This window comes from Marinomonas sp. HM11-D, from assembly GCF_057626615.1.
The window spans coordinates 359,152-383,102 of the sequence record NZ_JBMMKT010000004.1 but is presented as its reverse complement, the minus strand read 5'-3'; the positions used below and the strand labels follow the sequence as shown (position 1 = coordinate 383,102).

At 46.0% G+C, this 23,951-nt stretch carries 24 protein-coding genes; 11 read left to right on the top strand and 13 right to left on the bottom strand.

What is annotated here, in order from left to right:
• Positions 1–53: 53 nt before the first annotated feature.
• Entirely contained in the window at positions 54–770 is a 717-nt protein-coding gene (locus ACOSVP_RS08565; protein WP_487347082.1) for a hypothetical protein, read from the bottom strand.
• Between the two features lie 502 nt (positions 771–1,272).
• Between ACOSVP_RS08565 and ACOSVP_RS08560 the strand changes: the two genes are divergently transcribed.
• Genes ACOSVP_RS08560 through ACOSVP_RS08550 form a run of 3 tightly spaced genes read left to right on the top strand, consistent with a single transcriptional unit; the run spans position 1,273 to position 4,717 of the window.
• Complete coding sequence (locus tag ACOSVP_RS08560) at positions 1,273–2,133, top strand: hypothetical protein (protein WP_487347081.1); 861 nt, start codon at positions 1,273–1,275, stop codon at positions 2,131–2,133.
• Between the two features lie 3 nt (positions 2,134–2,136).
• A complete protein-coding gene (locus ACOSVP_RS08555; protein ID WP_487347080.1) occupies positions 2,137–3,744 on the top strand; it encodes a PcfJ domain-containing protein in 1,608 nt (535 codons plus the stop codon).
• Positions 3,745–3,754: 10 nt separating this feature from the next.
• Complete coding sequence (locus ACOSVP_RS08550) at positions 3,755–4,717, top strand: FtsZ/tubulin family protein (RefSeq protein ID WP_487347079.1); 963 nt, start codon at positions 3,755–3,757, stop codon at positions 4,715–4,717.
• Positions 4,718–4,778: 61 nt separating this feature from the next.
• Here ACOSVP_RS08550 and ACOSVP_RS08545 read toward each other — a convergent pair whose 3' ends face one another.
• Together ACOSVP_RS08545 and ACOSVP_RS08540 are read right to left on the bottom strand one after the other, a co-directional pair.
• Complete coding sequence (locus ACOSVP_RS08545) at positions 4,779–6,815, bottom strand: AAA family ATPase (protein WP_487347078.1); 2,037 nt, start codon at positions 6,813–6,815, stop codon at positions 4,779–4,781.
• 67 nt (positions 6,816–6,882) lie between these two features.
• Positions 6,883–7,887 carry a helix-turn-helix transcriptional regulator gene (locus ACOSVP_RS08540; RefSeq protein WP_487347077.1) on the bottom strand — a complete coding sequence of 335 codons (1,005 nt, stop codon included), beginning with the start codon at positions 7,885–7,887 and terminating at the stop codon, positions 6,883–6,885.
• Positions 7,888–8,215: 328 nt separating this feature from the next.
• Between ACOSVP_RS08540 and ACOSVP_RS08535 the strand changes: the two genes are divergently transcribed.
• The gene (locus tag ACOSVP_RS08535; RefSeq protein WP_487347076.1) at positions 8,216–8,542 is read left to right on the top strand and encodes a DUF6508 domain-containing protein; all 327 of its coding nucleotides are present in this window, start codon (positions 8,216–8,218) and stop codon (positions 8,540–8,542) included.
• A gap of 23 nt (positions 8,543–8,565) precedes the next feature.
• The gene (locus ACOSVP_RS08530) at positions 8,566–9,114 is read left to right on the top strand and encodes a YqiA/YcfP family alpha/beta fold hydrolase (protein WP_487347075.1); all 549 of its coding nucleotides are present in this window, start codon (positions 8,566–8,568) and stop codon (positions 9,112–9,114) included.
• Between the two features lie 42 nt (positions 9,115–9,156).
• On the opposite strand, the gene ACOSVP_RS08525 is transcribed toward ACOSVP_RS08530, so the two are convergent.
• The 5 genes from ACOSVP_RS08525 to ACOSVP_RS08505 form a co-directional block, all read right to left on the bottom strand.
• The gene (locus ACOSVP_RS08525) at positions 9,157–9,810 is read right to left on the bottom strand and encodes a hypothetical protein (protein ID WP_487347074.1); all 654 of its coding nucleotides are present in this window, start codon (positions 9,808–9,810) and stop codon (positions 9,157–9,159) included.
• A gap of 130 nt (positions 9,811–9,940) precedes the next feature.
• Complete coding sequence (locus ACOSVP_RS08520) at positions 9,941–10,387, bottom strand: ankyrin repeat domain-containing protein (RefSeq protein ID WP_487347073.1); 447 nt, start codon at positions 10,385–10,387, stop codon at positions 9,941–9,943.
• Positions 10,388–10,877: 490 nt separating this feature from the next.
• Positions 10,878–11,081, bottom strand: a complete 204-nt coding sequence (locus tag ACOSVP_RS08515; RefSeq protein ID WP_487347072.1) for a hypothetical protein — start codon at positions 11,079–11,081, stop codon at positions 10,878–10,880.
• 76 nt (positions 11,082–11,157) lie between these two features.
• Positions 11,158–11,370 (bottom strand): cold-shock protein, encoded by a 213-nt coding sequence (locus tag ACOSVP_RS08510; RefSeq protein ID WP_487347071.1) that lies wholly within the window; start codon positions 11,368–11,370, stop codon positions 11,158–11,160.
• A 324-nt stretch (positions 11,371–11,694) separates the two neighbouring features.
• Positions 11,695–12,390, bottom strand: coding sequence for an SIR2 family NAD-dependent protein deacylase (locus ACOSVP_RS08505; RefSeq protein ID WP_487347070.1), 696 nt, complete (start codon positions 12,388–12,390; stop codon positions 11,695–11,697).
• Positions 12,391–12,530: 140 nt separating this feature from the next.
• Here ACOSVP_RS08505 and ACOSVP_RS08500 point away from each other — a divergent pair, with 140 nt between their 5' ends.
• Both ACOSVP_RS08500 and ACOSVP_RS08495 read left to right on the top strand, forming a co-directional pair.
• Positions 12,531–13,739, top strand: a complete 1,209-nt coding sequence (locus ACOSVP_RS08500) for an EAL and HDOD domain-containing protein (RefSeq protein ID WP_487347069.1) — start codon at positions 12,531–12,533, stop codon at positions 13,737–13,739.
• A gap of 62 nt (positions 13,740–13,801) precedes the next feature.
• On the top strand, positions 13,802–14,461 hold the full coding sequence (locus tag ACOSVP_RS08495) for a DUF6933 domain-containing protein (RefSeq protein ID WP_487347068.1): 660 nt from the start codon (positions 13,802–13,804) through the stop codon (positions 14,459–14,461).
• 39 nt (positions 14,462–14,500) lie between these two features.
• On the opposite strand, the gene ACOSVP_RS08490 is transcribed toward ACOSVP_RS08495, so the two are convergent.
• Positions 14,501–14,905, bottom strand: coding sequence for a hypothetical protein (locus tag ACOSVP_RS08490; protein WP_487347067.1), 405 nt, complete (start codon positions 14,903–14,905; stop codon positions 14,501–14,503).
• 275 nt (positions 14,906–15,180) lie between these two features.
• On the opposite strand from ACOSVP_RS08490, the gene ACOSVP_RS08485 reads away from it, so the two are divergent.
• Both ACOSVP_RS08485 and ACOSVP_RS08480 read left to right on the top strand, forming a co-directional pair.
• Positions 15,181–17,733 carry an EAL domain-containing protein gene (locus ACOSVP_RS08485; protein WP_487347066.1) on the top strand — a complete coding sequence of 851 codons (2,553 nt, stop codon included), beginning with the start codon at positions 15,181–15,183 and terminating at the stop codon, positions 17,731–17,733.
• A 112-nt stretch (positions 17,734–17,845) separates the two neighbouring features.
• Positions 17,846–18,667 carry a mechanosensitive ion channel family protein gene (locus ACOSVP_RS08480; protein ID WP_487347065.1) on the top strand — a complete coding sequence of 274 codons (822 nt, stop codon included), beginning with the start codon at positions 17,846–17,848 and terminating at the stop codon, positions 18,665–18,667.
• A 43-nt stretch (positions 18,668–18,710) separates the two neighbouring features.
• On the opposite strand, the gene ACOSVP_RS08475 is transcribed toward ACOSVP_RS08480, so the two are convergent.
• Entirely contained in the window at positions 18,711–19,604 is an 894-nt protein-coding gene (locus ACOSVP_RS08475) for a LysR family transcriptional regulator (RefSeq protein ID WP_487347064.1), read from the bottom strand.
• A 215-nt stretch (positions 19,605–19,819) separates the two neighbouring features.
• Between ACOSVP_RS08475 and ACOSVP_RS08470 the strand changes: the two genes are divergently transcribed.
• Positions 19,820–20,677, top strand: a complete 858-nt coding sequence (locus ACOSVP_RS08470; RefSeq protein ID WP_487347063.1) for a DUF3737 family protein — start codon at positions 19,820–19,822, stop codon at positions 20,675–20,677.
• Positions 20,678–20,698: 21 nt separating this feature from the next.
• Positions 20,699–21,856, top strand: a complete 1,158-nt coding sequence (locus tag ACOSVP_RS08465) for a MalY/PatB family protein (protein WP_487347062.1) — start codon at positions 20,699–20,701, stop codon at positions 21,854–21,856.
• Between the two features lie 76 nt (positions 21,857–21,932).
• Here ACOSVP_RS08465 and ACOSVP_RS08460 read toward each other — a convergent pair whose 3' ends face one another.
• From ACOSVP_RS08460 to ACOSVP_RS08450, 3 genes are read right to left on the bottom strand one after another with little or no spacing between them, the layout of a single operon-like run.
• The gene (locus ACOSVP_RS08460; protein WP_487347061.1) at positions 21,933–22,307 is read right to left on the bottom strand and encodes a DUF2255 family protein; all 375 of its coding nucleotides are present in this window, start codon (positions 22,305–22,307) and stop codon (positions 21,933–21,935) included.
• A 30-nt stretch (positions 22,308–22,337) separates the two neighbouring features.
• Entirely contained in the window at positions 22,338–22,688 is a 351-nt protein-coding gene (locus ACOSVP_RS08455) for a cyclophilin-like fold protein (protein ID WP_487347060.1), read from the bottom strand.
• A 38-nt stretch (positions 22,689–22,726) separates the two neighbouring features.
• Positions 22,727–23,923, bottom strand: coding sequence for an MFS transporter (locus ACOSVP_RS08450; protein WP_487347059.1), 1,197 nt, complete (start codon positions 23,921–23,923; stop codon positions 22,727–22,729).
• Positions 23,924–23,951 lie beyond the last annotated feature (28 nt).

Below are 23,951 nucleotides of genomic sequence, written 5' to 3'. Positions count from 1 at the left end.
CCCAAAACTAAACACCATACGATGTTGTATTAGTTGGTTATGAAGAAATCATATTATGCTGATTCATCCCACTCCTCATCATCACAGTACAAATCATCAAGGAATTCCCAGACTGCATCGGTACTGTTTCTGGCACGCTGGCCACGGCCTTTAGGCTGTGTGTAAAGCCTGATAGATTCTCTGAACGATACAGGGTTCTCATACTCGTCAGTGCCTACTGGGTTCTCGAAATTAAACATTTCTATACCTCGAGCAAACTCTTTGACGATTTCGTCATGAGAATTGAAATCTTCTTCAGCACTCATAAATAGCATACGATTTAGGATAGAGCAGTCAATCAATGTGCCTTCCATCCACCAAGTGGTCGTAGCGTAGCCAGCACACCAGCGTAGTCTTGTTGACTCTGTGAAAACCTCTATCAAAGGAGCGTTTTGGCCAACAAAACATGAGCCAAGTAACACCCCACTAATATTGAATTTCTTAGATTTCTGACCAATTAGAAAGAGTGCGTCAGAAAGTTTTAAAGTGCCAGCCAGCTTATCTTTAAATCCGTGGGCTGCTACGTAGACAATAATGTTATCGAAGTTATCTTTGCATAGGATATCTAGTGCAGTTTGAAAAGATTTCTTGTCGTAGAAATTGGCGTAGTAAACACGTGTATCTTCGTGAAATTTAGCAATACCCTCCATAAACGGAAGTACAGAAGAGCGGTGAGCGTCTGTAGGGTCAAGCTCCCATGGGTTTTCTAAAACAATAATGGCATTTCTCATTGAGAATCCCTTCTATATGTTGTTGATGTGTAAAGCGTTTGTAAATAATTTTAGCCAGTTATTCAACTGTTAAATCATGAAAGTTTGCTTTTAGTGATCCACAATCTCAATCACCGTAACGCTGGCACCTTGATAGGTGCCTTCGTCTATATAGTACCTTAGCTTGATCTCGCACTTCGGGCATTCGAAGGTGACGTTTGGGTCGATGCATTCATCTTCAATAAATCCCCAGCCGATGTAGTAGTCACCTTTACTATCTCAAAAGAGAGACATTTCATGATTAAGCTCTCCTTTTGGTGGTTTTGAGCCATCATAACGCCTGATGCGACAGTGTTATTGGGTTTTGGTTACGTTTTTAGTTGATGTTTATTGAGTTAGCTCGTAAGATTGGTTCCGAAAATAGTTTAAGTTTTTTCTTTTAAAATCATTTAGTTAGCGACAAGTTATGTCGCGACCGTCGCCTATGATTGTCCTTGTTAAACTAAACACAAGGACAGCTCCTATGCTTATTCATACTGATAACCTACGCCGTTTTCCCAACCGCATCCCTTTTGTTTCTTTCGATCCTGAGTTCTATATTCCCGAAGTGAAATATGTCTACGAGCTGGACTTATACACCTTTGATGGCCGTAATGATCGCCCAAATTACATCAATCATTCTGCGATCCGAAAAGTACGTAAAGAGTTAATTAAGGGCTTAGAGCTTTATGTGCTGAAAAATGCTGATTTTTCCGCAACCTTCTGGGTGTCAACGACGCGCGTTGCAAACTCCATCGCAACAGATCCTATTTATATTGCTTCGACGGAAGATCTGGCGGATTGGTTTTCTTTTGACGACACCGCTTGCGCTTTAGAAGAGCGTTTCGATTTAGAGGGGATTCAGGAAGAGGGTGGCTTCCTGCAGGAGGTCGATGTTCGCTCATGGCGCGAGGCAACTAAACGTGTTCGCCCGTGGTTGCATGTAGAAAATTGCCATTTTTGGTTTCCGGTTCCGCACAACGAGTGGTACATGTGGGATAACCAGTTGGGCCTATCATTGCCGGATGATGAGAGTGATTGGGACGGAAGTATGAAGATTTCTCGTGAAGAATTTGAATACACCGGCGGTCGCGACATGATCCCGTTTGGCGAGGACCTGCATGCCCAAGCAGAGCTGAGTTACTTGATTGAAAAACTCATTGCTCGGTGCCTAGGTGATGAGTACTTAGGCAAGGTCTCTATGACATCCGTGGAGTTTAAGGTTCATCCCTCTTATGGGGATAAAAATAAGCTAATGAAAGCCGTGCCAGTCGAGTCAAAGGATTGGGTGCCAGAGAAAATTAATCGTGGTCGTACGCCACGAAAACCAAAATATCAGGACTGATTCATGGCTATTTTACGTGAAGCGTTATTAGCGCGTGAAAAGCGTTTAGAAGCTTTGGTGGCCGAGCGCGGTCAGGATGAGTCTATGTATATGGAGGGCCCAGCATTAGTTTGGGAGCTCCAAAGTCCGATTCAAGAAAAGCTGACAATCGTCCCTTATATGCTGTCTTTCCCTGGCATCATGATGAAGCGCTGGCATGCGGATGAGCGCAAATGGAAAGAACTGGAGCAAGACGCAGGTTTACCTTTGTTAAGTTGGGCACAAACGTGCCCAATCTTAGCCGAGGTGGTTCGTTTTTTACCGGAAGAGGTGTCCAGGATGGCAAGCTCTGTACGGTATCTGCAGATCTCTATGCTTAACCGTTGTATGACCATCCCTGCCTTTAATCAGCTGTGCGAATCAGATTTTAATCTGACTTGGCTGTTTCTTGGTTGTGCTGACCAGGCACAACTTAGCAAAGAGCAAATCGAGCAGTGGCTAACCCACTCACGGGTGGACTTATTGGAATGGGTCACTGGGCATCGGGAAAAGTGGGTGCTCAAGTGGCTACGCAATGTGCAGCTGAGCGTGGGCGACGTACACGAGTGGCAACGCCTTAAAAGCTGGGCGTCAGACTTGCAGCAGGCTGTCTATCTATCGGGTTTTAAAGGGGCCAATGTGGCGTTCTTGCAAGCCATGATTTTAAAAGACATGGTCATAGATATTCGTTCTTGGAAAAACGATCTCGCTGAGCTTTATAACATGTCACCTCTGCACAGAAGGCAGCGTCTTGGTGACATCAAAGCATTGTCGGAAGACATCCAGCGCTTGGGAAATGCCTTGGGCATTCACGCCACGGGACACTTTCTAGGGGTGAACTCTTACCAAGGGTTATTGAAGCGCCATGAGAAGTGGATGAAGCGCTTAAATAAGGTGGTGCCAGTGCAAAACGACGCACAAGGTGTTTTCCCGAAGCCACCGCTAAAGGGTAATGAGCGAATTGAACCGATCCGTACGGTCTATGACTTACACCATGAAGGCAAGCTGATGCAGCATTGTGTGGCCAGTTACCGAGAAGAGGTGATGGCAGGCAAAAGCTATATCTATCGTTACGCTGGAGAACAACGTGCCACGGTGGAGCTGCGTTGTACGGACGGTGTTTGGGGCATTGCGCAAGTGAAAGGCCAAAACAACGCAGAGGCGACACCAGAAACGATGTCTGCGATTCGAGCTTGGTTTGACCAGTATGAGTATTCACAGCATGCCTATTTAACTCGCCGTCGAGCTTTGATGGCGCGCCCGAATGATGTGTTTTTTCCGTTACCGCCGATCGTGACGCAGCCACCTTTTAGGGCAATCGAAACCGAGCAGACCTTTGTGCAAGACCAGCGTTTTATGAATGGTCATATTATGAGCACGCCCGCACAAATCCATGCGGGGGAGCGCTATGTCTATTTTATCGATGATCCGGATGCTGAGCGTGTGGTGGAATTTGAACGACAAAGCGACGGACATTGGGAAGTGATGAATATTGTGCGTCGAGACGGCACTCGCCGTCAGCAGGATGCCCGTGATCTGGACGAGATGCTGGCCATGAGTGGTGCCGCGTTCGATTGGTCGATGTTTGAATAGGAGTGGGGCAATGACAGCAGAGATTATCAAAGCACCTTTTCGATTGGCGGCGGAGTCAGAGCCGCGAATACTGCTAGTTGGTATTGGTGGTTGTGGTTGCAGTGCCGTGGAGGTCATGGTGCAAACGCCGTTACAGACCAAGGTGACATTGGCCGCCGTAAATACCGATCAACGTGAGCTAAAACTGACGCAAGCCTCTGTGCAAGTTCCGATTGGTGTCGAACTCACCCAAGGTTTAGGGGCGGGCTCTATGCCCCATGTGGGGGAGCAATCTGCCAGAGAATCCGAACAAGCGCTGCTGGATTTAATCCAAGGCTACGACTTGGTGATCACCGTCAGTGGCGGTGGCGGGGGTACAGGCACGGGGGCAACGCCTGTGGTGCTGGAATTGTGCGAGCGCTTGAGCATTCCAAGCTTGGCTTTTGTGGTACGCCCGTTTGCCTTTGAAGGCCGTCGACGCTTGTTGCTCGCCGATACCTTGATCGAGCGCTGCCATAAAATGGCGGGGACGACCTTTGTGCTGGAAAACGCCAAATTACAGCAAGCATTAGGTAATAACGCCAAGCTGAACGATGCGCTTGATGCGGCCAACCACTATATCAATGAACTGATTTCTGGTCTGTTGGCCATGATTGACAGTGAGGCGGTGGCGCGCATCGACTTTGCGCATTTTCTCGATGTTTTATCAGGCCATGGTTTTGGTTATGGTGCAGTGATCGAGGGGCAGGATTATCCCGAGATTTTGCAGCAGCTGACCAACTTTCCGTTATTGGCGTCTAACGCTAAATCTGCAAGTAACGCACAGGTAATCTTGCATATCTGGGCACCAGAGAGCTTTACGCTGGGGGATTATGCGGGCATTAGCGAGGATTTACATAAGCAAATCGGTGGCACCATGGATTTGGCCAGCGGCTTCAGTGTTTGGGACCAGCCGAGCTTTAAAGTCGTGTTATTTGTAAATCAGCTTGGCTAGTGATCAAGTTGAAAAAAGGGCCATAAGAGAAACTCTCTTATGGCCCTTTTCTGTGTGACTGTTAGCTCATAAAGCCAATCGATCGCTGCTTAGCAATGTTCTTTTTGTTTTGCTCATCTCTAAGAGCCGACATCAAGTTGGTTGCTGATAACTCTTGATCTAACAGCCGGAATCTTTTGGTGATAGAACGAAAATCTCCCGGTGTGAGGTACTTCAACTCTGCAAGAGAGCCCACTTTTTCAACGTCATCAATGCATACCGCTTCAAACATGCGTTTAACTTGCTCAGGGCTGAGAAAATCGAAGCGAATTTTCAAATCCAGCCGGCGTAAAGTCGCTTCATCAAGCTCTTCAAATAAGTTGGTGGCCAATACCAAGATGCCATCAAATCGTTCAATCTGAACCAACAGCTCATTGACCTGAGAGACTTCCCAACTACGGACGGCATGTTCTCTAGACCTCAGAAACGAGTCCGCTTCATCTATGAATAAAATAGCCTTTTCTTGAGCGGCGATTTTGAAGGCCTTAGCAATGAACTGCTCGGTTTCACCGATCAAAGAGCCAAGCAGTGTGGAGGCATGATGAGTGTGGAGCGGAAGGCCAAGGGTAGTTGATAGATGTTGTAAAAAGGCCGTTTTTCCCGTACCTGGCGGGCCGTATAGGCAGACCTTGCCGTGATGTTTGGCAAGGCCTGTGACGACCTTTTCTAGGCTTATATCCGTGTTGATTAAAGAAAGATCGTACGCTTCATCATCGTCGGTTTTAGCCTCAGTTATTTCAATCGGTTTGTGTCCATGTGCTTTGATATAGCCATTCAATACATCTAACAACGAAGTGCCTGATTCGGTTATTTTTTGGAAGGTGCGGATGGCACTTTGTATGTGCGCAATTTCAATCCCAGGTTGTTGAACAATCTGAGTGATCAGCGCTTGATCCTGTGTACTATCGCTAAAATAAGGTTGTAATAGAGCCGCTTTTTGCTCGTCAGGGATGCTTGGCATCTCAAAGATATAATCGAAACGACGAATGTAAGCGGGATCGATCGAGTCAATGCTGTTGGTGAGCCAGAAAGAGGTCAAGGTTGCCTCTTCTAACGTGCGATTAATCCAAGCTTTGTACTTGCTACTGACGTTCACATTGAAAATGTCTTCGACTTCATCAAACAATACGCAGTTTGTACGGTTGCTACCGAGTAAGTTTTTGAGCAGGACATAACTGACAAAACGCATATCACCACTAAGAGGATTGCTTTTGTCATCTGCTGACATGACTTCACGTAAAGGTTGCCCAACTAGCTGGCAGATATGTTTTACAAATTGAGTTTTCCCCGTGCCAGGTTGGCCGTAAATCAGGATGTTTAAGCCTTTGGTGTTCTTGTCACTGGTAATTAGCTCGGTAAGCGCCTTTTGCGTGGTGCTAATATGTCGAAAGCAATCTCCAGCTAGCTCAGGTGAGTTTGAAGTGATTGAGAAATGACGGATCAAAGCAGCTGGCGCGTTTTCTTCATAACGTAAAATATCGACCAGACCATCCAGCAGTTTAATCTGATAATCTTTCTGTTGGGTGTCGAGTAGGCCGCTTTGCCATAGGCCATTTGCGCCTTGGAAAGCCGCATTGACTCGGTTTCTTGGGATCTCTAATGCGACTTCAAGAAGCGCCAGAACTCGGCTGTAATTGCCCGAAAAGGCGCAGCCAAACGATTCGATCAGCAGCTCAAGGCGATCGTCTATTTTGACTGCCACTAAGAAGGCCAAAATCTGCTGTTGATCATCAGTTAACCCCAATTCCTCAGCCACATCGGCAATATTGACCAGTAACAGTGCTGCATTTGCTTGAGGCACAGGTTGCTGTTGCAGTGCAGCGCGACACTCTTGTAACGCCAAAAGAATATCCTTTGGGCGTGGCTGAGTTTCTTCCTCATAGGGCACTTTCAGTGAAATAAGTACTTCTTCATGTGTTAAACGTCCATTTCGAAATAGCGAACGGTATTCCTTACCTTCAATGAGAATTCTAAATACCCATTCAATCACTTGCTGATCAAAATGGCTGTCAGGTGCGACAGTGTTTGAGGGGGCGCTATTCAAACTGGTTTGGCTCATAAATCCTCCAAAGGCATTTAACAATGACTGGAGGATCATATGAGACTAAGCGTCAGAAAATGTCGGTTTAGAACGGCAGACGAGGATCTCGAATCTGTTGCCCGATTTTCTCTAATAAAATATCTGGGCCTTTGATATGTAGCTGATGGCCGTGGGCGATACACCAACGAATAAACTGATAGGTAAAAGGCGTAGTGAAGGTGAATTCGGTTTGATCGTTGCCCAGCTCGTTGATGTCTAAATCTTCTAGCTGAGCATTTCTAAGAATCTTGGCCGTGGCATCTTTGGCGATCAGATGGACGCGGATATCCTGAAAGTCGATCTTATAGTTAGTCACGCCAGACTCTGCAAAAGCGCGTAGGTCGAACTCTTTTACCTTCTGGAACTCTTTAGTGCTGGGCTTTACTTCAGTAATCCGATGAATAGCATAGGCGCGAATATTATCGCTGTTGGCGGTTTCATTACCCCAATAAGCACCGCCGTCTTCAAAAGGTGTCAGTCCCGCACCGATCAAGTATTGGGTGTTTTTCGATAGGATTACGCCATAGGGAAATACAACACGCCAGTTGGGCGTTCGATCAGGACGTTGATAGAGAATTTGGATGCTTTCCTCTTCCAGCACGGCTTTTAGAATCTCTTCTTTTACAGCTGAATCAATCGCCTCATGAGACGGCGGGAAGGTGGGGGCTTCTAAAATGAATTTCTTTTGCCACGGGGTCTTATCATGATCACTGCTTAATACGTTGGCAGCTTGATCAAACAGCTGGGTAAACTGTTGTTTTAGGCTATTGGGGATGATTTCTTGTAAGAATGGCTCCGAAGTTTTGATAGCAAAAGCATTCTGGCGGGACATGCCTGAGCCAACAGATTTTGCGTCATTTAGTCGTGACCAATGGCGTGTTCTGCCTTCACTTCTATAGGTGACCATGCCTTGGTCTTTCATCTCGTTCAGACTTCTTTGGATGGTGCGTTTGTCCCTTTTGCCACCCCATCTCTCGTGGACTTGTTTGGTCGTCAGGCTGGCAGGAGAGTTAGGTAAAATATCAAGCAGCTCGAGAAAGTTTGTATTCATTTTCGATATATCCATTTCTGACAGTACCTGAAATGTACTGTTTATCCGTTTGCAATGAGGCCGAGTATAGCGACATATTTTGTCGGTATCATGTTTATTATGTTAACCAACCAATCCTATTGCGAGAGTGCAAATATGAATGATGTTGGATACGAATATGTCTATTTAAAATGCGGTAAATGCTCAGAGTCTAAGTTTGAGTTTTCAGTTTCAATGCTGTCTTTAAAAGGCGAAGTGGACTGCATTTGCCCTTATTGTGGACACACCACACGAGTTGAATTGTTGGAAGATAAAGTCACTATTTTCTTGCAAGAATAATGGAGGCGATATGACTGTTGATCAGTTAATTGTGTTACTCAAAAAAGAAATGTCGAGCGACGCTCAGAGCTTATATATTTCAAGTGAATTGCATAAAGCATTGTTTGATATTACCAATGAGGTTGTGCCATTCGACTGGGTACGTTGGGATGAAGGAAGGGAAGCCATCACTAGCCGAGACTTTTCAAAATTGACGCGATACGAGCATTTACAGCTGTTTGTGGCATTGATTCGAAATGACCGCTTTTGTGAAGGGGCACTAAGTTCTGCGTTGGGAAGTGGGCTGTTACTTGATATCGCCCAATCTATGCAGCAGCTTGAACAACCATCTAACTAGAGTGGCTTAGGAGGAAAGCAACTATGACAAAAATCTTATATCTACACGGCTTTGCCAGCTTCTATAAACCAAACTCAGATAAAGTGCAGGCACTGACTCAGCTTGCGCCGGTCGTTGGGTTGGATTTGGACTACAGCCAAGGTGCTGAGTATGTCACCAAGCTAGCCATGCAGTTTGCCGAACAGGAACAGGTAGACTTGATCGTTGGCTGCTCATTGGGTGGGTGGCTTTCTGCTCAAGTGGGTACCAAGTTAGAGACCCCATTTGTTCTGCTAAATCCTTCCACCCAGCCTGGGCAGACTTTGGCTCGTTATATTGGTGATGGGGAAACCTTTGATGGTAAGCCGTTTCATATGAGCGCAGAAGTAGTGGCTTCTTATCCAGATATCGAATTGTCAGGTAAGGGGTTAGTGTTGCTGCAACGAGAGGATGAAGTACTGGATTCACAAGCCAGTTATCAGCTGTTAAAAGAGCATTACGAAACGCATTTGTTTGATGGTGGTTGTCACCGCTTTGATGGGTTAGAAGAGCATTTAGAACTTATCCGAACGTTTTATTCTAGAATGGCTTAACTGTTTCAAAAGGCTAAACCATTCTAGAGTGGCGCTATTGCGTTACTGCTCAATCAAAGGAAACGCCGCATCGCCCCAGACTCGGTCCTGTCCTGCCATCATGAGTTCAATTATCAAAGGCACGATTTGAAACATGAGTGCTGTGCAATCTGCGAGCTGCTTACGGTTCGCTTTACTGCCGTATGTGGCACCGCCATGCATGATTTGGTTTCTGAGCACGTATAAGCGCGACAGTATGATGGACAGCACAGTGGTTGTGTCGTTATTTGCTAGGGCTGTGTGTGCGGCTTTTGTAGCCAGCGTTTTGGCATTGATCCAGTCGGATTCTTGGATGTCGCCGGATTGGAAGCGCCAGTAGTCGGCTAGGATAAATTCATTATTCAAAATCGAGCGAATAGTCGTCGAGTAATGGCTCCACACGAGATTGTAGAGCTTATTATCGGTATCAAGTCCTACCAGTCGATCAATAAAGGCTAAGTATTTATCTTTCTCAGTGTTGTAATACTTTTCAGCAGACTCTTGAGCGTAAGCCGCATTAAAGGCAATCCATAAGAAGATAAAGCGTGAGTCATCGTCCTCACTGAGTTCCGCTTTGTTTAGCCAGCTTAATGAGCGATGTAATCGAAGAGATAAAGACTGTGAGAGGTAGTGATCACGTTCAGCACGATGGCGCGCTTTTAATTCCGTGTAGTTCATAGTTCGTCCCAGAAAAAGTATCGTCTATTGATATCTTGTGACAGGGGGAAAGTAAACCGTTTTTCGGTTTAAGCTTTCCCTTTATGATATGAACTCACTTATTAAATGGCTGGCCATGAGCCGCGGTTCACTAACCTTGCGCTTTGATCAATTCAAGCACTTCTTCAGCAGTCTTTTCAAATGGTCCTTCTAGACTCACATCAGCCCCATGCTGTTTAAGAAGGTTATAGCAGTCCTCAAAATTCTGTGACGCTGCATAAAACGCTGGGTAGAAGCCTGACATCGGATCGGTGTCGTTGATCATGTCGTCGGCGATGTGGTTTTCCAAGATGTAAGAAAGGCACTCAATAGAGTTATTCATAGCACAAGCGTCTAATGTGCTGGCGCCAATATGGTTACGCACGGTGAAATCTACGCCTTTCTGGTGAAATATCTTCAGAGCCTCTATGTCATTATCAAGGCATGCGGCGACTAACAAGGTATGACCGTCACCAAGATCTTCGCTCTCAATGTAGTCATTGGTCAGTTGATTTAGTTTTTCCTGCATCTCGTGCTTTGAAGAATCGGTATTACTCATAATCTTGTCTATCTCTTTATCAACGTTAGATAGCATAAGTATGGCAAAAAAGGTCTCGCTCGTCCTGCTTGTTGGCGTCACCTATATTGCTGACAAAAACGCCTTCGACTCAGGTCGCAGCTTTTTCTATGGCGGAAATGCTTTCTTGATGGGCAAGCTGTACGCTATCGCACTTCACTTAAGGCTATGCGTAATGGGAGTATCTACGTAATGGAGGATGCTACATGGCTGATAGGAAGTTGGTGGCGTGTCAGCTCAGATTGTCGAAGACATGAATGCTAGCAAAGCCAAAATTATATGCCGCAGTGTGTTAGGCGTTTAAATAAGATCGTACTTGCAACAACCGCAAGTGTGATTATGTTGCAAAAATACGAACAAAAAACAATGGAGTAGAGGATGGCTTAGGTAAATGAGCTCTGGGTCGAACGCATTGGAGAATGGTTTAATTCTCAAACGCCAATTTTCTATTAATAATAGTAGCCTTGAGTGACTACTGATTTTGATTAAAGAAAGCCTTGGCGTTGTTAAATAATGTTTCACATAGCTTATTTTGAGCTACATATTCAGAAGAGTCTTGTTTTAGCTCTATTAGTTTACTTTTTTCTTCTTGATACTGGTTGACCATAGTTTGATATTTCTTCTCATTAATGGTTTTCCAGGCTTTATCTTTCATGCGCTGATTGGATTTTCTCATTTCTATTTCCTTGTGTTTTTGTAGGGAGTATCTAGTTTCGCTTTATTAAAAAAACGAAACTAAAATAATATTTGGCTTAAATCGATTGAACATCGATAGCGTTGTTGCCTTTGGCGCTAGTCTCAATGTTAAAGGAGACTTTTTGGCCTTCTGCTAAGCTGCGAAAGCCTTCAGAAGCGATCGATTTAAAGTGTACAAATAGATCCGGACCACCGTTATCAGGAGTGATAAAACCAAACCCTTTAGTGTCGTTGAACCATTTTACAAAACCAGTTTTTTTAGTAGACATAATTACCTCGATATATTTTTATGATCGTAAACGAGGCTATTTGGGAATATAAATTTTAAGTTACTGCTAGAGTAGTTTGACGAAAGAATCGAAATAAAACTGAGGAGAGACTTGATCTAAATTTTCAAAAATAGCTCATGTTTAAGAGCTATGGGCACTATACGCTGATCTGATGGAAAAGATAGCTTTATTTCGTTTTTATATCATATGCAAGTATTTTGATCCTTTTTTAAGGATATTTGGTTGAGTTGAATGGTTTTTATTGAATAAGGTCGAGTTTCCATAAAAAGTACGTAAGTGGATATCCGATATTTTTTGCTGTGACTAGATTAGCCAACTCCTCACTAACCTCGGAACCATGTCGCTGGCGCTGCCTCTTAAATGATCGAATTTCTTCGGCGGGGCCATGTTGCTTGGATCAACAATATAACGATCTGTGGCGCTATGGGCGAATAGCACTAGGCTGGCGGCAGGTTGAACTTGCAGCGACGTGCCGACCACGAGGACTTTGTTCGCTTCAGCAAACAGTTCGATAGACTCTTCCATAAAAAATGGCTCTTCGGCAAACCAGACAATATGCGGGCGAAGTTGAAAGCCGCTCTCACATTTAGCCCCTAAGTTCACCTCGTCATAACCAATATCATAAAGATGGTAATCGCTAGGTAAATCGCTGCGCACCTTGGTCACTTCGCCATGTAAATGTAGCACCTTGCTGGAGCCAGCACGTTCGTGTAAATCGTCTACGTTTTGGGTGATGACAGTGACCTCGTAACGTGACTCTAATTCAGCGATAGCAAGGTGCGCGCTATTCGGCTGAGCCTTGCCCACTTCTTGGCGACGCTGGTTATAAAAGTCCAACACTTTTTGTGGATCTCGTTGCCAGCCATCGGGATGACAGACTTCTCGAATATCATGCTTATGCCACAGACCCGTATCACTACGGTAGGTTTCTATACCGCTTTCGACACTGATACCTGCCCCCGTGAATACAACGATTTTCTCTTTACCTTGTTTAGTCATCTATAATGCTCTTGATGGAATTAATTGGTAAATTGCATCACTCTTGTTCTACAACGATATCGTATAGGTTTCGGTAGTGACATGCTGCCGTTATTATAATGGTTCAACGCTCAAGGATGGATCACCCACGGATGTCAGATATGTCTCACCCCCAGTCTTATTGTGTCGCGTTACAACCCATTTGTAATGCCGAAATGGTTCATGTTGCGGACGAGCTTTTGTATCGTTCAACATCGTCTATGTCGAGTGCTGTCATTGATGATCAGTTGATGGCGACGGCACGCGCTATTAATGCAGCGTTTTATGAAACCGGATTGGAAAATTTGTGTGGCGCAGGCAAACTCTTTTTTAACGCTCCGCGCGAGTGGCTATTAAAGCCAGAGCTATTACCACCATACCCTGAGCAAGTGGTGGTGGAAGTGCTGGAGAGCGTGGAAGGGGATCCTGAAATTATCAGCGCCTTGCAGCATGTGAAGTCTTTGGGCTACCAGATCGCGTTAGACGATTTTGAGCTGACTGACGCCACTAAGCCATTGCTCGAGGTTGCGGACATTATCAAGCTGGATATGTTGACCAAGCAAAAGCCAGAAACCATTGAACTATATCTAGAGAAGGGTATTCAGTTACTGGCGGAAAAGGTCGAGGATTTTGCTGTGTTTGAGCGTTGCAAAGCTATGGGCTTTAGCCTGTTTCAAGGCTATTTCTATGCCAAACCCGAGATCAAAAGCGCTACATCGGTTGAAAGAAGTAACAATACCAATAACCTGTTAAAAATCCTTCAAGCCCTATATCAAGACGATGTGGATCTCTCAAAAGTTGAGCAGATGGTGGCGTTAGAACCTCAGTTAGTGGTTCGACTGTTGAAGATGATTAATTCGCCGTATTACAAACGGGCGAATACGGTGAGTCATTTACATCAGGCGCTCAGAATCTTGGGGATCAACAAGCTGCGTACTTTGGTCAGTACGCTGGTCTTGGCTAATGATAACCCGAGTAAAATGCTGTTGCTGCCAAAAGTGTTGACGCGAGCGTCTATGTGTCAAGCCTTAGCGGTAAATGAGTTTAAAGCGGACCCTGAAGAAGCCTTTATGGTGGGCATGCTGTCGTTGGCAGACGTAATGCTGGGGCAAAGTCTTAAGCAAATTTGTGAGCAGTTACCTCTCAATGAAGAAACCTATCATGCGCTGGTCGATCGTACCGGTAAGCTGGGTAATATTTTGACGCTGGTGATTACTTTTGAAAAAGCCGAGCTTCACTCTGCTAGCCACAAAACCGTGGATAAGCTTAATAGCTACTACCTAGCCAGCCGAGGTTGGGCGATGGCCATGTTGGCTGGGCTTAACGGTTAATATCAATTACTGCTGTTCACTGTTACCATCGCTAGCGTCATTCAGTGGAATTAGTATGTATTATGATTCGATTACATTGCAGCAATAAATTACGCCCGAAGCTACCGACCAATGCTCAAGGTCGATTACCGAGCTCAAGTACGCAGGTGATCCAAGGCCTAGAAGCGTTAAATCCTCTGAGTGGCTGGCATGGCAGTCTGTTCCTTATCAAGGGGCGTAACTGTGCCATCTGTGTACATGAAAGTACACGTTTTGTGATTTACATTCCCTGTATTAATAAGGCGGATTTTGCCAAGCTAGATGACCTCTTTGCTGAGGCCTTATTGCAAGCATTGAAGGCTTGCCAAGCAACAGATGAGCAATTAGCTACAGCAAGCAACTTACTTCAACCTTTGGTGATTGACGGCGATTGTAAGGATGTCATGCAAGTTTGCTTGAATCAGGCCAAGGCTTGTATCGAACAGATGCTATGGGACGAGAATACGCCGTTTGACAAGCTACCTTTTGCTAAAGCCAGCTTTTTATTAGCCGAGATGCCATTTAATCTGCAGGCGCAGAAAGAAGTGGTGTGGCCGAAAAAGTTAATGCTTAGACTATTAGACGAAGCGTCCAATTGTTATCAACGCGCCACCAGTCACCGAACTCATCAAGTTGAGTCACCGGCGGTTACCGATAAAAATGTGGTGTCCTTTGCGGATTTTAAAAAACCACGCAAGCCTTAAGATCTTTCCTCACTATACTCAAAGTGACGGCTCAAAAGATTATTTTAGATCTTCGATGCTAAGGCCTTTCTGAGCCATGGCGGCAAGAATCTTTTGCGCTTCACTCGAGCGTGCTTCCATAGCGGATAATGTACTCTCGATCAGCTCTAGTAATGCAGATCGTTCAAGGCTAGTTAGCAAACTACAGTGCTTTTGAAGATCGGTGATTTTAAGCTGCTGAACTTGGATGCGATCAAGCAAAACTAGGATCGTATTTTCAATGGGGACATTCTTGGATTCCAAGTCATAACCTGAGGATTTATGACGCTTTAGACCTTTCAATAACTTCTCCAACTCTGGGCGCAACTCATGATGTTTCGCCAGATTCGCGATGCATTTTGAAGAGGTAGGAACAATCGTCAAGCTGTAAGCAAGGGACTTAATAAGGTTCGATAATTCGTTCATTTAATTAGTTTGAGATCTCATTGGTAACAAAAAAGCGGGATAGCAAATTTGGCTAAAAAGAGCTCGATTGTTAGCTGATTTGATTAGCGACGCAATATCCTTATCTCTACACATCATAGGCCGAATACATCAGAATGGCCTAATTATTTTGACCTCTTGTGTGGAATTATCACGAATTTTTGAATAATTGGTAAAAACATTGGCATAGAGCTTAGCCCACTATAAGTGCTAATATTTTTAAATACACAGGATGCGTAAGGTTTTAAAAGGAATTTATGCAGGGTCAAGAGAGCTTATCAGATATTTTTGTGCAGACGCTTCAGCAGGCAATTGATGGCGTCGTAGTGATTAACGCACAAAATAACGTTATTTTATTTAATTCCGCTGCGGAACAGCTCTGGGGATATTCTAAAGAAGAGGTGCTAGGACAGAACGTCAAGATTCTAGTACCAGACCATATCAAACCCAATCATGACCGCTTTGTTAACGCCAATCGCGAAACGGGAGTCAACAAAATCGTTGGTTCTAGCCGTGATATTGAAATCTTTCGCAAGGATGGCTCACAGCGCTGGTGTAACTTCTCTATTTCCAAAGTCAGCGTCGACGATCAAATTCTCTACACAGCCTTTGTTAAAGATGTCACTAAGCAAGTACAAGATAGAAAGTACTTGGAAATGCTGTCGTTAGTGACCGATAAAACCGACAACGCAATTTTTATTACCGACGCTGACTGGCAAGTGGTGTATGTCAATCGAGCCTTTAAAGCGATTCTTGGTTACGATGAGCATGAATTTATCGGTCGCTCGCCCACTTCAGTGATTGCGCCATATTTTGATGAAGAGCGTTTACAGGCTAGTCGCGCCATTATTCGCTCAGGTCAGGCTATCAAAATTGAAGAACTGCTCAGAAGTAAGTCTGGGCGAAAAATTTGGTGTTCGGTGACTTCAAACCCAGTGTTTGATGAGCAAGGTGAATTCTCCCACATGGTGACTATTTTGTCGGAGATCACCGCTTCAAAGTTGCATCAGGTGATTCATTCCAAGATATTGGCTTCAATTGCTAACGATGATCCGTTGGAAGTCATTATGGAAGCGGCTTGTAACGAGGCCAGTGCCATAGATAACGGTCTCTATCCAGCCATTTTCAAGGTCGATGCCAATAGACGCTTACAGCTGCTTGCGGCGCCGAAATTGCCGTATTCTTATAAGAAAACGCTGAACGATGTCGCCGTAGGCGAGGGCGTCGCCTCTTCAGGAACCGCTGCGTTTCGTGGCGAAGCGGTGCGGGTCTCTGATATCAAAACCGATCCCTTATGGGCCAATCACAAACATATGCTGCTATCGGATAATTTTCGTAGCTGTTGGTCCACACCGATTAAAGACGCTCACCAGAATGTAATCGGTGTCATCGCTTTCTCCCGTAAGGAAGAGGAGTCTTCGGAAGAGTTAGATGGTGTCTTATTTGATATCTTGTCACCGGTATGTGCATTGGCCATCGAACGGGAAGAGCAACAGCAAAATATTCGTCAGCTGGCTTATTACGATAGTCTGACCAAGTTGCCAAATCGCAGTCTATTGCATGCTAAGGCTGAGCGGGCATTGCATGAGATGACGGTTGCGAACAAGTCTTTAGCCGTACTCTTTATCGATCTCGATCGATTCAAACAGGTGAATGATTCCATGGGGCACCCAGCTGGGGATCGCCTGTTAAAGCATGTGGCGCAAAACCTTCAGAATGCCTGTCAAAACGGTGAAGTGTATGGGCGTTTGGCTGGTGATGAATTTGTGGTGGTGGCCCCTAATATGGCAGGTAGGGCGCTAAACAGTTTTATCGAAGATATTAAAAGCGCCATTACCAAGCCATTCATATACAACGATGAAGTCATCCATCCAAGTGCCAGTATTGGTGTGAGTGTGTTCCCGGACGATGGTCACGATGTGGGAACCCTCATTCATCGTGCTGATATGGCTATGTATCAGGCTAAATCGGCCGGTAAGGGCCGCTTTGCCTTCTTTAGCCATGAGTTGAACCAACTGGCACAAGAAAAACAGGAACTCGAAGCCGAGTTGCAAAAAGCCATTCGCGAAAAACGTTTGGAATTGGTGTATCAACCTCAAATTCGTATCAAAGACGGCTCTTTGTATGGTGTTGAAGCGTTATCCCGTTGGAACCACCCTAAGTTTGGTGCCGTATCGCCAGCGCAGTTTATCCCTCTTGCAGAAGAGTGTGGTTTGATTGGTGAGTTGAGCCAGTGGTCCTTGTCCAGCGCCTGCGAACAAATGGCGATTTGGCGGCGTAAAGGCGTGCCGATTCCAACAGTGTCGGTAAATCTGTCACCTAATAATTTCCATAACCTTGGTTTATGCGATCAGATCATGGACACCCTGAGTCGATACGATCTACTGCCCATTGATATTACTCTAGAGTTAACCGAAAACGTGTTGATGGATACCAACCCCACCACCATGAAGGTATTGCATGACATTCATGCCCGAGGTGTGCGTTTCTCCATCGATGATTTTGGGACTGGCTATTCGAGTTTGAGCTATTTGCGCAAGATTCCGATTAAGGAGCTTAAGCTGGATCGCAGCTTTGTGACTGAGCTGGAGTTTGACAGTAAAAGCCGCGCTCTGAGTCGCGCGGTGATGCAGATCGGACAAAGTTTAGAGCTAGACGTGGTCGCCGAAGGGGTCGAAGAACAAGCACAGTTACAGATACTGCGTCAGCAAGGCTACCATGTGGCGCAGGGGTATTTGTTCTCAAAACCTTTGAATCCCGTGGAGCTGGAAGTCTGGGTGGAAAATACGATTCAAACCCTGACGGCATGAGCCATCGCATCATGGCCAAATAAGATCATTGAGAAGTAGTGAGATGACCTGAGTTTGATTACACTACAACGGCATTTTTGCACTCTATTAACGTGTCTGACAGGAGAAGGTTATGGACACGCTGATGACGTTTTATTCAACGTATGAAGCTCAAATTTTTTCCATTGTAAAAAACATCGTACTGGCTTGTTTGATTATTATGGCCGCGTCATTTATTTCAAAATTGGTTCGTAAAGCTGTATTCGCGGGTGTATCCAAGCTTAGTCACAACGATGAGATTATCTCCAAGTTATTGTCCAAAGTAGCCTCTTATGCGGTTTACCTGATTGGTTTGGTGATCATTCTTGATTTGTTCGGGGTGAACACCGCTAGCTTGGTCGCCCTAGTGGGTGCGGCGGGCTTGGCCATCGGTCTGGCTCTAAAAGACACCCTCAGTAACATTGCTGCGGGCATTATGATTCTGTTTCTAAAACCGATTAAAAAAGGCGAGTATGTTGAATTCGCTGGCAACATGGGCACTGTAATGGACATCGGTTTGTTTACCTCAGTGTTTGAAACCGCGGATGGTTTGTACATTTCCAGCCCCAACAGTGTGGTGTGGAATGCGACCATCAAAAACTTTAGCCGTAACAGCAAGCGTCGTTTGGAAGTGACCGTTGGTATCTCTTACAAAGACTCGATTGATGTGGGCATGAAGGTATTGTTGGATCTGGCAGCGGAATACGATGTGATCATGAAAGATCCTGCGCCGGTGGTCATCGTACACATGTTAGCGGACAGTTCGGTTAACCTTCAGCTACGAGCCTGGACGGCACCAGATAAATTCTGGGATACTCATTGGGCAATTCAAAAACAAGTGAAACCACGCATCGAAGCGGCCGGTTTGACCATTCCATTCCCACAACGGGATTTGCATATTATTAAAGAGGATTAAGTTTTGTAGGCCTGCAGTACCTAGGTACAGCAGGCCTTTTTATTTAATCTCGGTGCCTTAGGGCATCAATCACGATATCGAAGGCTGGGGAAGAGCGCATGCGGTTTGGGAAATACAAATGGTAGCCGGTAAAAGGTGGGCACCAATCTTCTAGGATGCGTACTAGCTTGCCCGCTTTAATATCCTCCGCAAAGATATCTTCTGGCAAATAACCAATGCCAAACCCCGCCAGTGCCGCGCGACGGATTTGCTGCACACTGTTAAAAATCAGCTGGCCATCCACGTTCACATTCAGTGAGCGTTCGCCTTTCTCAAATTCCCACGCATACAAACCACCATAGGTCGGCAGACGTAGGTTAATGCAGGCATGCTCCAATAAATCATGGGGCTCTTTCGGCTTGCCATGCTCGGCAAAATACTCAGGCGAGGCGACGGCCGCCATGCTCAAATCGGGGCCAACGCGAATGGCGATCATATCGTTGGCAATCGCCTCACCAAAACGTACACCGGCATCGAAACGGCGCTCGACAATATCGGTAAATCCGTAGTCCACACAGAGTTCAATTTTGACATCAGGGTATTGGCGAATCATCGGCTCAAGCTTTGGCCAGAGCAGGGTATCAATCGCATGGTCGCTGGAAGAGATACGAATGGTGCCGGCAGGCTTATCGCGTAGCTCACTCAAAAAGGTGATTTCCGCATCGATCTCTTCAAAGCGCGGCGCTATCTTGGTCAGCAAGCGCTCGCCCGCATCGGTCAGAGATACGCTACGCGTTGTACGCGTTAATAAACGGATGCCTAGGCGCTTCTCTAAGCCTTTTACGGTATGGCTTAAGGCCGATTGTGTCAGGCCAAGCTGTGCAGCAGCGCGGGTAAAGCTTTTGGCTTTGGCCACTTCGATAAAGGCAATCAGCTCGTTGTAGTTTTCTCTAGACATAAATGAATCCCTGACATGAATACTTTAGTTTTAGCAATGTTGATTAATGAATTCAATGACGCTTCAAGGAACAAAAAAGACTCTTATTTGAGGGTGGCAAGTGTCAGTTTATTGATGAATTAGCTTAATAACTGAATCAAGAATTCATGACATTATCTGGATAATTCTTTCTGATAACTTAGACGGTAACTTAAAACGACTTAGGAAAATCCCCCATGACCACTGTCCAAGATACCTTCTTTGAAGGCGAACGCCCGCTCTATGGCGCGAAAGATTATCACCTTAATAATGTGAAATTTTATCCTGGTGAATCGGCGTTAAAACATGCCCAGAACCTAACCATTAAACACTGCGAATTTATGGGTAAGTACCCGATCTGGCATAGCAAAGATGTCTTGATCGAAGAAACCTACTTTCCAACCTATGGTCGTGCGGCCATTTGGTACAGTGACAATGTGGTGATGCGTCGCTGTAAAATTGATGCGCCAAAGATGTTCCGCTCCGTGAACGGTCTGCTGATTGAAGATACCGAGTTCAACGATGCCCAAGAATTTATTTGGAATTGTGCTGATATTCGTATGTTCAACAGTCGCGTGAAAAAAGGCGACTACATCTTTATGAATGGCCGTGATATCGAGATCGATAACTTAACACTGCAGGGGAACTACTCGTTTCAAGACGCCAAAAACGTGGTGATTCGTAACTCACACTTTGATTCAAAAGACGCCTTTTGGAATACCGAAAACGTGACCGTGTATGACTCGGTATTGGACGGTGAGTACCTTGGCTGGCATTCAAAAAATCTTCGTTTGGTGAACTGTGTCATCAAGGGTACCCAGCCACTTTGTTACTGCACGAACTTGGTGATGGAAAACTGCGTAGTGGAAAGTGATGCGGATCTGGGCTTTGAATACAGCACAGTGAATGCCGACATCGTCAGCGATCTGATCAATGTTAAAAATCCATCCGGTGGTCGCATCAAAGCGAAAAGCATAGGTGAGATCATTATTGACGAATTCTGTGTCAATCCAGGTGCCTGTGAAATCATCACTGAAGCGCAGCAACCGGCCTAAGCCACAGGGATGTTAGGAGTAATGATGTTTAATTTTGATGAAGTGGTTTCACGCCGCGGCAGTGATTCCTATAAGTGGGACAGTGCCGTGGATCCGCAAATGCTGCCAATGTGGGTGGCAGATATGGACTTCCAAACCGCGCCCGCAGTCATTGATGCGTTACAAACCCGAGCGGCCCATGGCATGTTTGGTTACACCAAGGTGCCTGAGCGCTACTTTGAAGCGGTGATGAATTGGTTTAGTCGTCGCTACGGCTTTAGCATGCCCCGTGAGGGCATCATTTTCACTACCGGTGTAGTGCCTGCGTTGTCGGCGGTGATTCAAGCCTTATGTCAGCCGGGTGATGGCGTGATTGTGCAAACCCCAGCGTACAACTGCTTTTTCTCTTCGATTCGCAACAGTCAGTGCCGCCAGATCGACAGCCCGCTTCGCTATCAAGACGGTGAATACAGTATCGACTTTGAGGATTTAGAGCGTAAGGCAGCGGATACTAAGAACACTATGTTGCTACTGTGTAACCCACATAACCCAGTAGGCCGTGCTTGGACGCGTGATGAGCTGCAACGCGTCGGTGAGATCTGCTTGGCCAATGATGTGACTGTGTTGTCGGATGAAATCCATTGTGATTTGGTGCAACCAGGCGTTCAGCATATTCCATTTGCTTCTGTCGATGAGCGATTTTTAGCGCACTCGGTGACCTGTACCTCACCGAGTAAAGCGTTTAACTTAGCCGGTCTGCATGTGGCCAATATTTTGGCCGCGGATCCAGAAAAACGCCGCTTGATCGATAAGCAAATCAATATCAATGAGGTGTGCGAAATTGGTCCGTTTGCTGTGGAAGCTTTGATTGCGGCTTACAATGACGGGGAGGCGTGGTTGGATGCCTTACGCGATTATCTAAAAGGCAATTATGAGTACGCGCAAACCTTTATCGCGGAGCATTTGCCACAGTTGCGTATCACGCCACAACAGGCCACTTACTTGGCTTGGATTGATGTCAGTGCCCTTGGTAAACCCTGTGCTGAAGTGGCCAAAGATTTGTACGATCAGCATAAGCTATGGGTCAGCGAAGGGACTGTCTATGGCAATGCTGGTGAGGGCTTTATTCGGATGAATTTGGCGACCCCAAGAGCAAATGTAATCGAGGGGCTGAATCGACTAAAGGGCGCGCTTAGTTAGATTCCCCCTTATTTAGGACGGGACATTAAGCTTAAAAAGGGGGTACCTATTAGGTACCCCCCCCTTTTTATCATTCTTAATAAGCCCGCGGTGTCACCTTGATAGTAGTAACACGAGCTCGCTCACTGATCATGGAGCCTAGATAAGAACTACTGTTGTAGCGGTTGCTGTAAGCATGATCAACGGCCGCAAGTGTCACTTCATCCGCGATGGCCTGATAGCGGACTTCAAATGCTTTGCCTGCCGCAAAAATACGCCCAATCTCTTGTGCAATGGCCGCTTGATACCAACGTGAGCGTTTGCCACTGTAAGCCCGTACATACAGTTCGCCCGCCACGTCTACACACCAGATCCAAGTAGGCGTGCCGGTAGAACAGCCATCAGGCTTGTAGGGCGCAATGTGCAAATCGTCCGCTTTCAGGATGTCTTGTAACTCTTCAGGATTCCACATACTGCCGATCCTCCTAAATAAAAATAACGCTTAAGCTTGGCGAATCGTAACCGGAATCGGGCCGGATTTGCGTAGCAATTCTTGGCCTTCATCTAATGCACCGAGTTTTACCAGACCACCGGCGTGTTTAAAGTCTTTGATAAAGTACGCCAAGTTACCCCATGGCGCGTAGTAAGTTAGGTCGCCGGCTTTGGCTGATGTGCCAGATGGCTCGCCCTTGGTTGAGAGGCTTTTAGGTAGGTCACTGACTTTTTCAATGGAAGCATAGTCAGTCAAAGTCAGTTCAAGAGGCAGTAGATTGTAGAAGTCTTTGGCCGCAGCGCTATCGCCTTTTAGGGTGGCGCCAATGGTGGTACCTGCTACATCAATCAGAATTTTCATATCTTCTCCGAAAAGGATCTAAGTGTTAACTATAGTCGTTAAGCGTTGGAATAGGCTTGTTTACGGGCTTGGTGGCGCGTACCTAAAATGACAATCACACAGCCAACCGCTGCCAATACACCATAAGCACAAGCGACTTGAAGTAGTGAGTAGCTGCTTGAGAATTGTCCTGCTAATAAGGTCGGTACCGCTGCGCCTACATAGGAAGTGAAGTAAATCACGGAGAAGGTCCCAGCACGTTCTTCGGTGGTTAGCTCAGCGACCATAGAGCGAATACTGCCGGTCAAAATGGCACCCTGTGCGGTCCCCGCCAACACGCTGGCTACTAAGAAGCCCGCTAGCGTGCCAATCTGTAGCGAAAACAGTAGTCCCGCTAAGCTGAGGGTAAACGCCAACATGCCAAAGACTTGGACTTGACGCGGTTGGAAGCGTCCGGCAATAGACGCACCGATAAAGCTTGGTGCCATCACGGAGGCAAACACCAGTGCGGCTGCTACCGCGCTGTCAGAATGTAATTGCTCATGCGCCATGGCAGGGCCAAAGGCTTGGAAAAAACCACCCAATGCCCAAGTACAAACAAAGGTCACCGTAGCGATCGGGAAGGCCTTGCGTGCGGACTCGGGTAGGGCAACTTTGGGTTTTAAGGAGTGTACTAAGCCAGGAACACGGCTCACGGTCTCCTTACCAAAGCAAACCATAAAGATCACCAGTGCCAGCAGCACCATAATGGTCACAAATGGCAAAATGCGTGGGTCAGGCGCGAAATCCACCAATAGGCCTGAGCCGACTCCACCAATCGTCAAACCAGTCATAGGGCCGCAGCCGACCACGGCTGGGGCAAGCCAACGCGGAATCCCGTGAGAAGTGTCAACGATCCAAGAGGCGATGGCGGAGGACGCTAGACCACAAGATAGACCTTGGAAGAAACGTCCCAGTAGTAATGGGCCGGCATCGTGGATAAACATCATTGAGGCACAACCAACGATCCCCAGTAACAAGGCTAGGATGGTTGTTAAACGGCGGCCCAGGTGATTGGACAAGCGTCCTAAAAACAACAATGAAATCAAAGCGCCAATAAAGTACACCACCGAGCTTAGGGAGAGATCTTGGTAAGTTAAGCCGTCTACAGCGCGATACAAGCCGTATAGCGGAATGGGGGCAGCTGAGGCCACAAAGAGCACGATCAGCGATAAGCTGCTGCCAATAAAGGAATAGGTTTGTTTCGGCGAATTCATGAAAAGAGCGTCCTTTGTTAAACGTAGT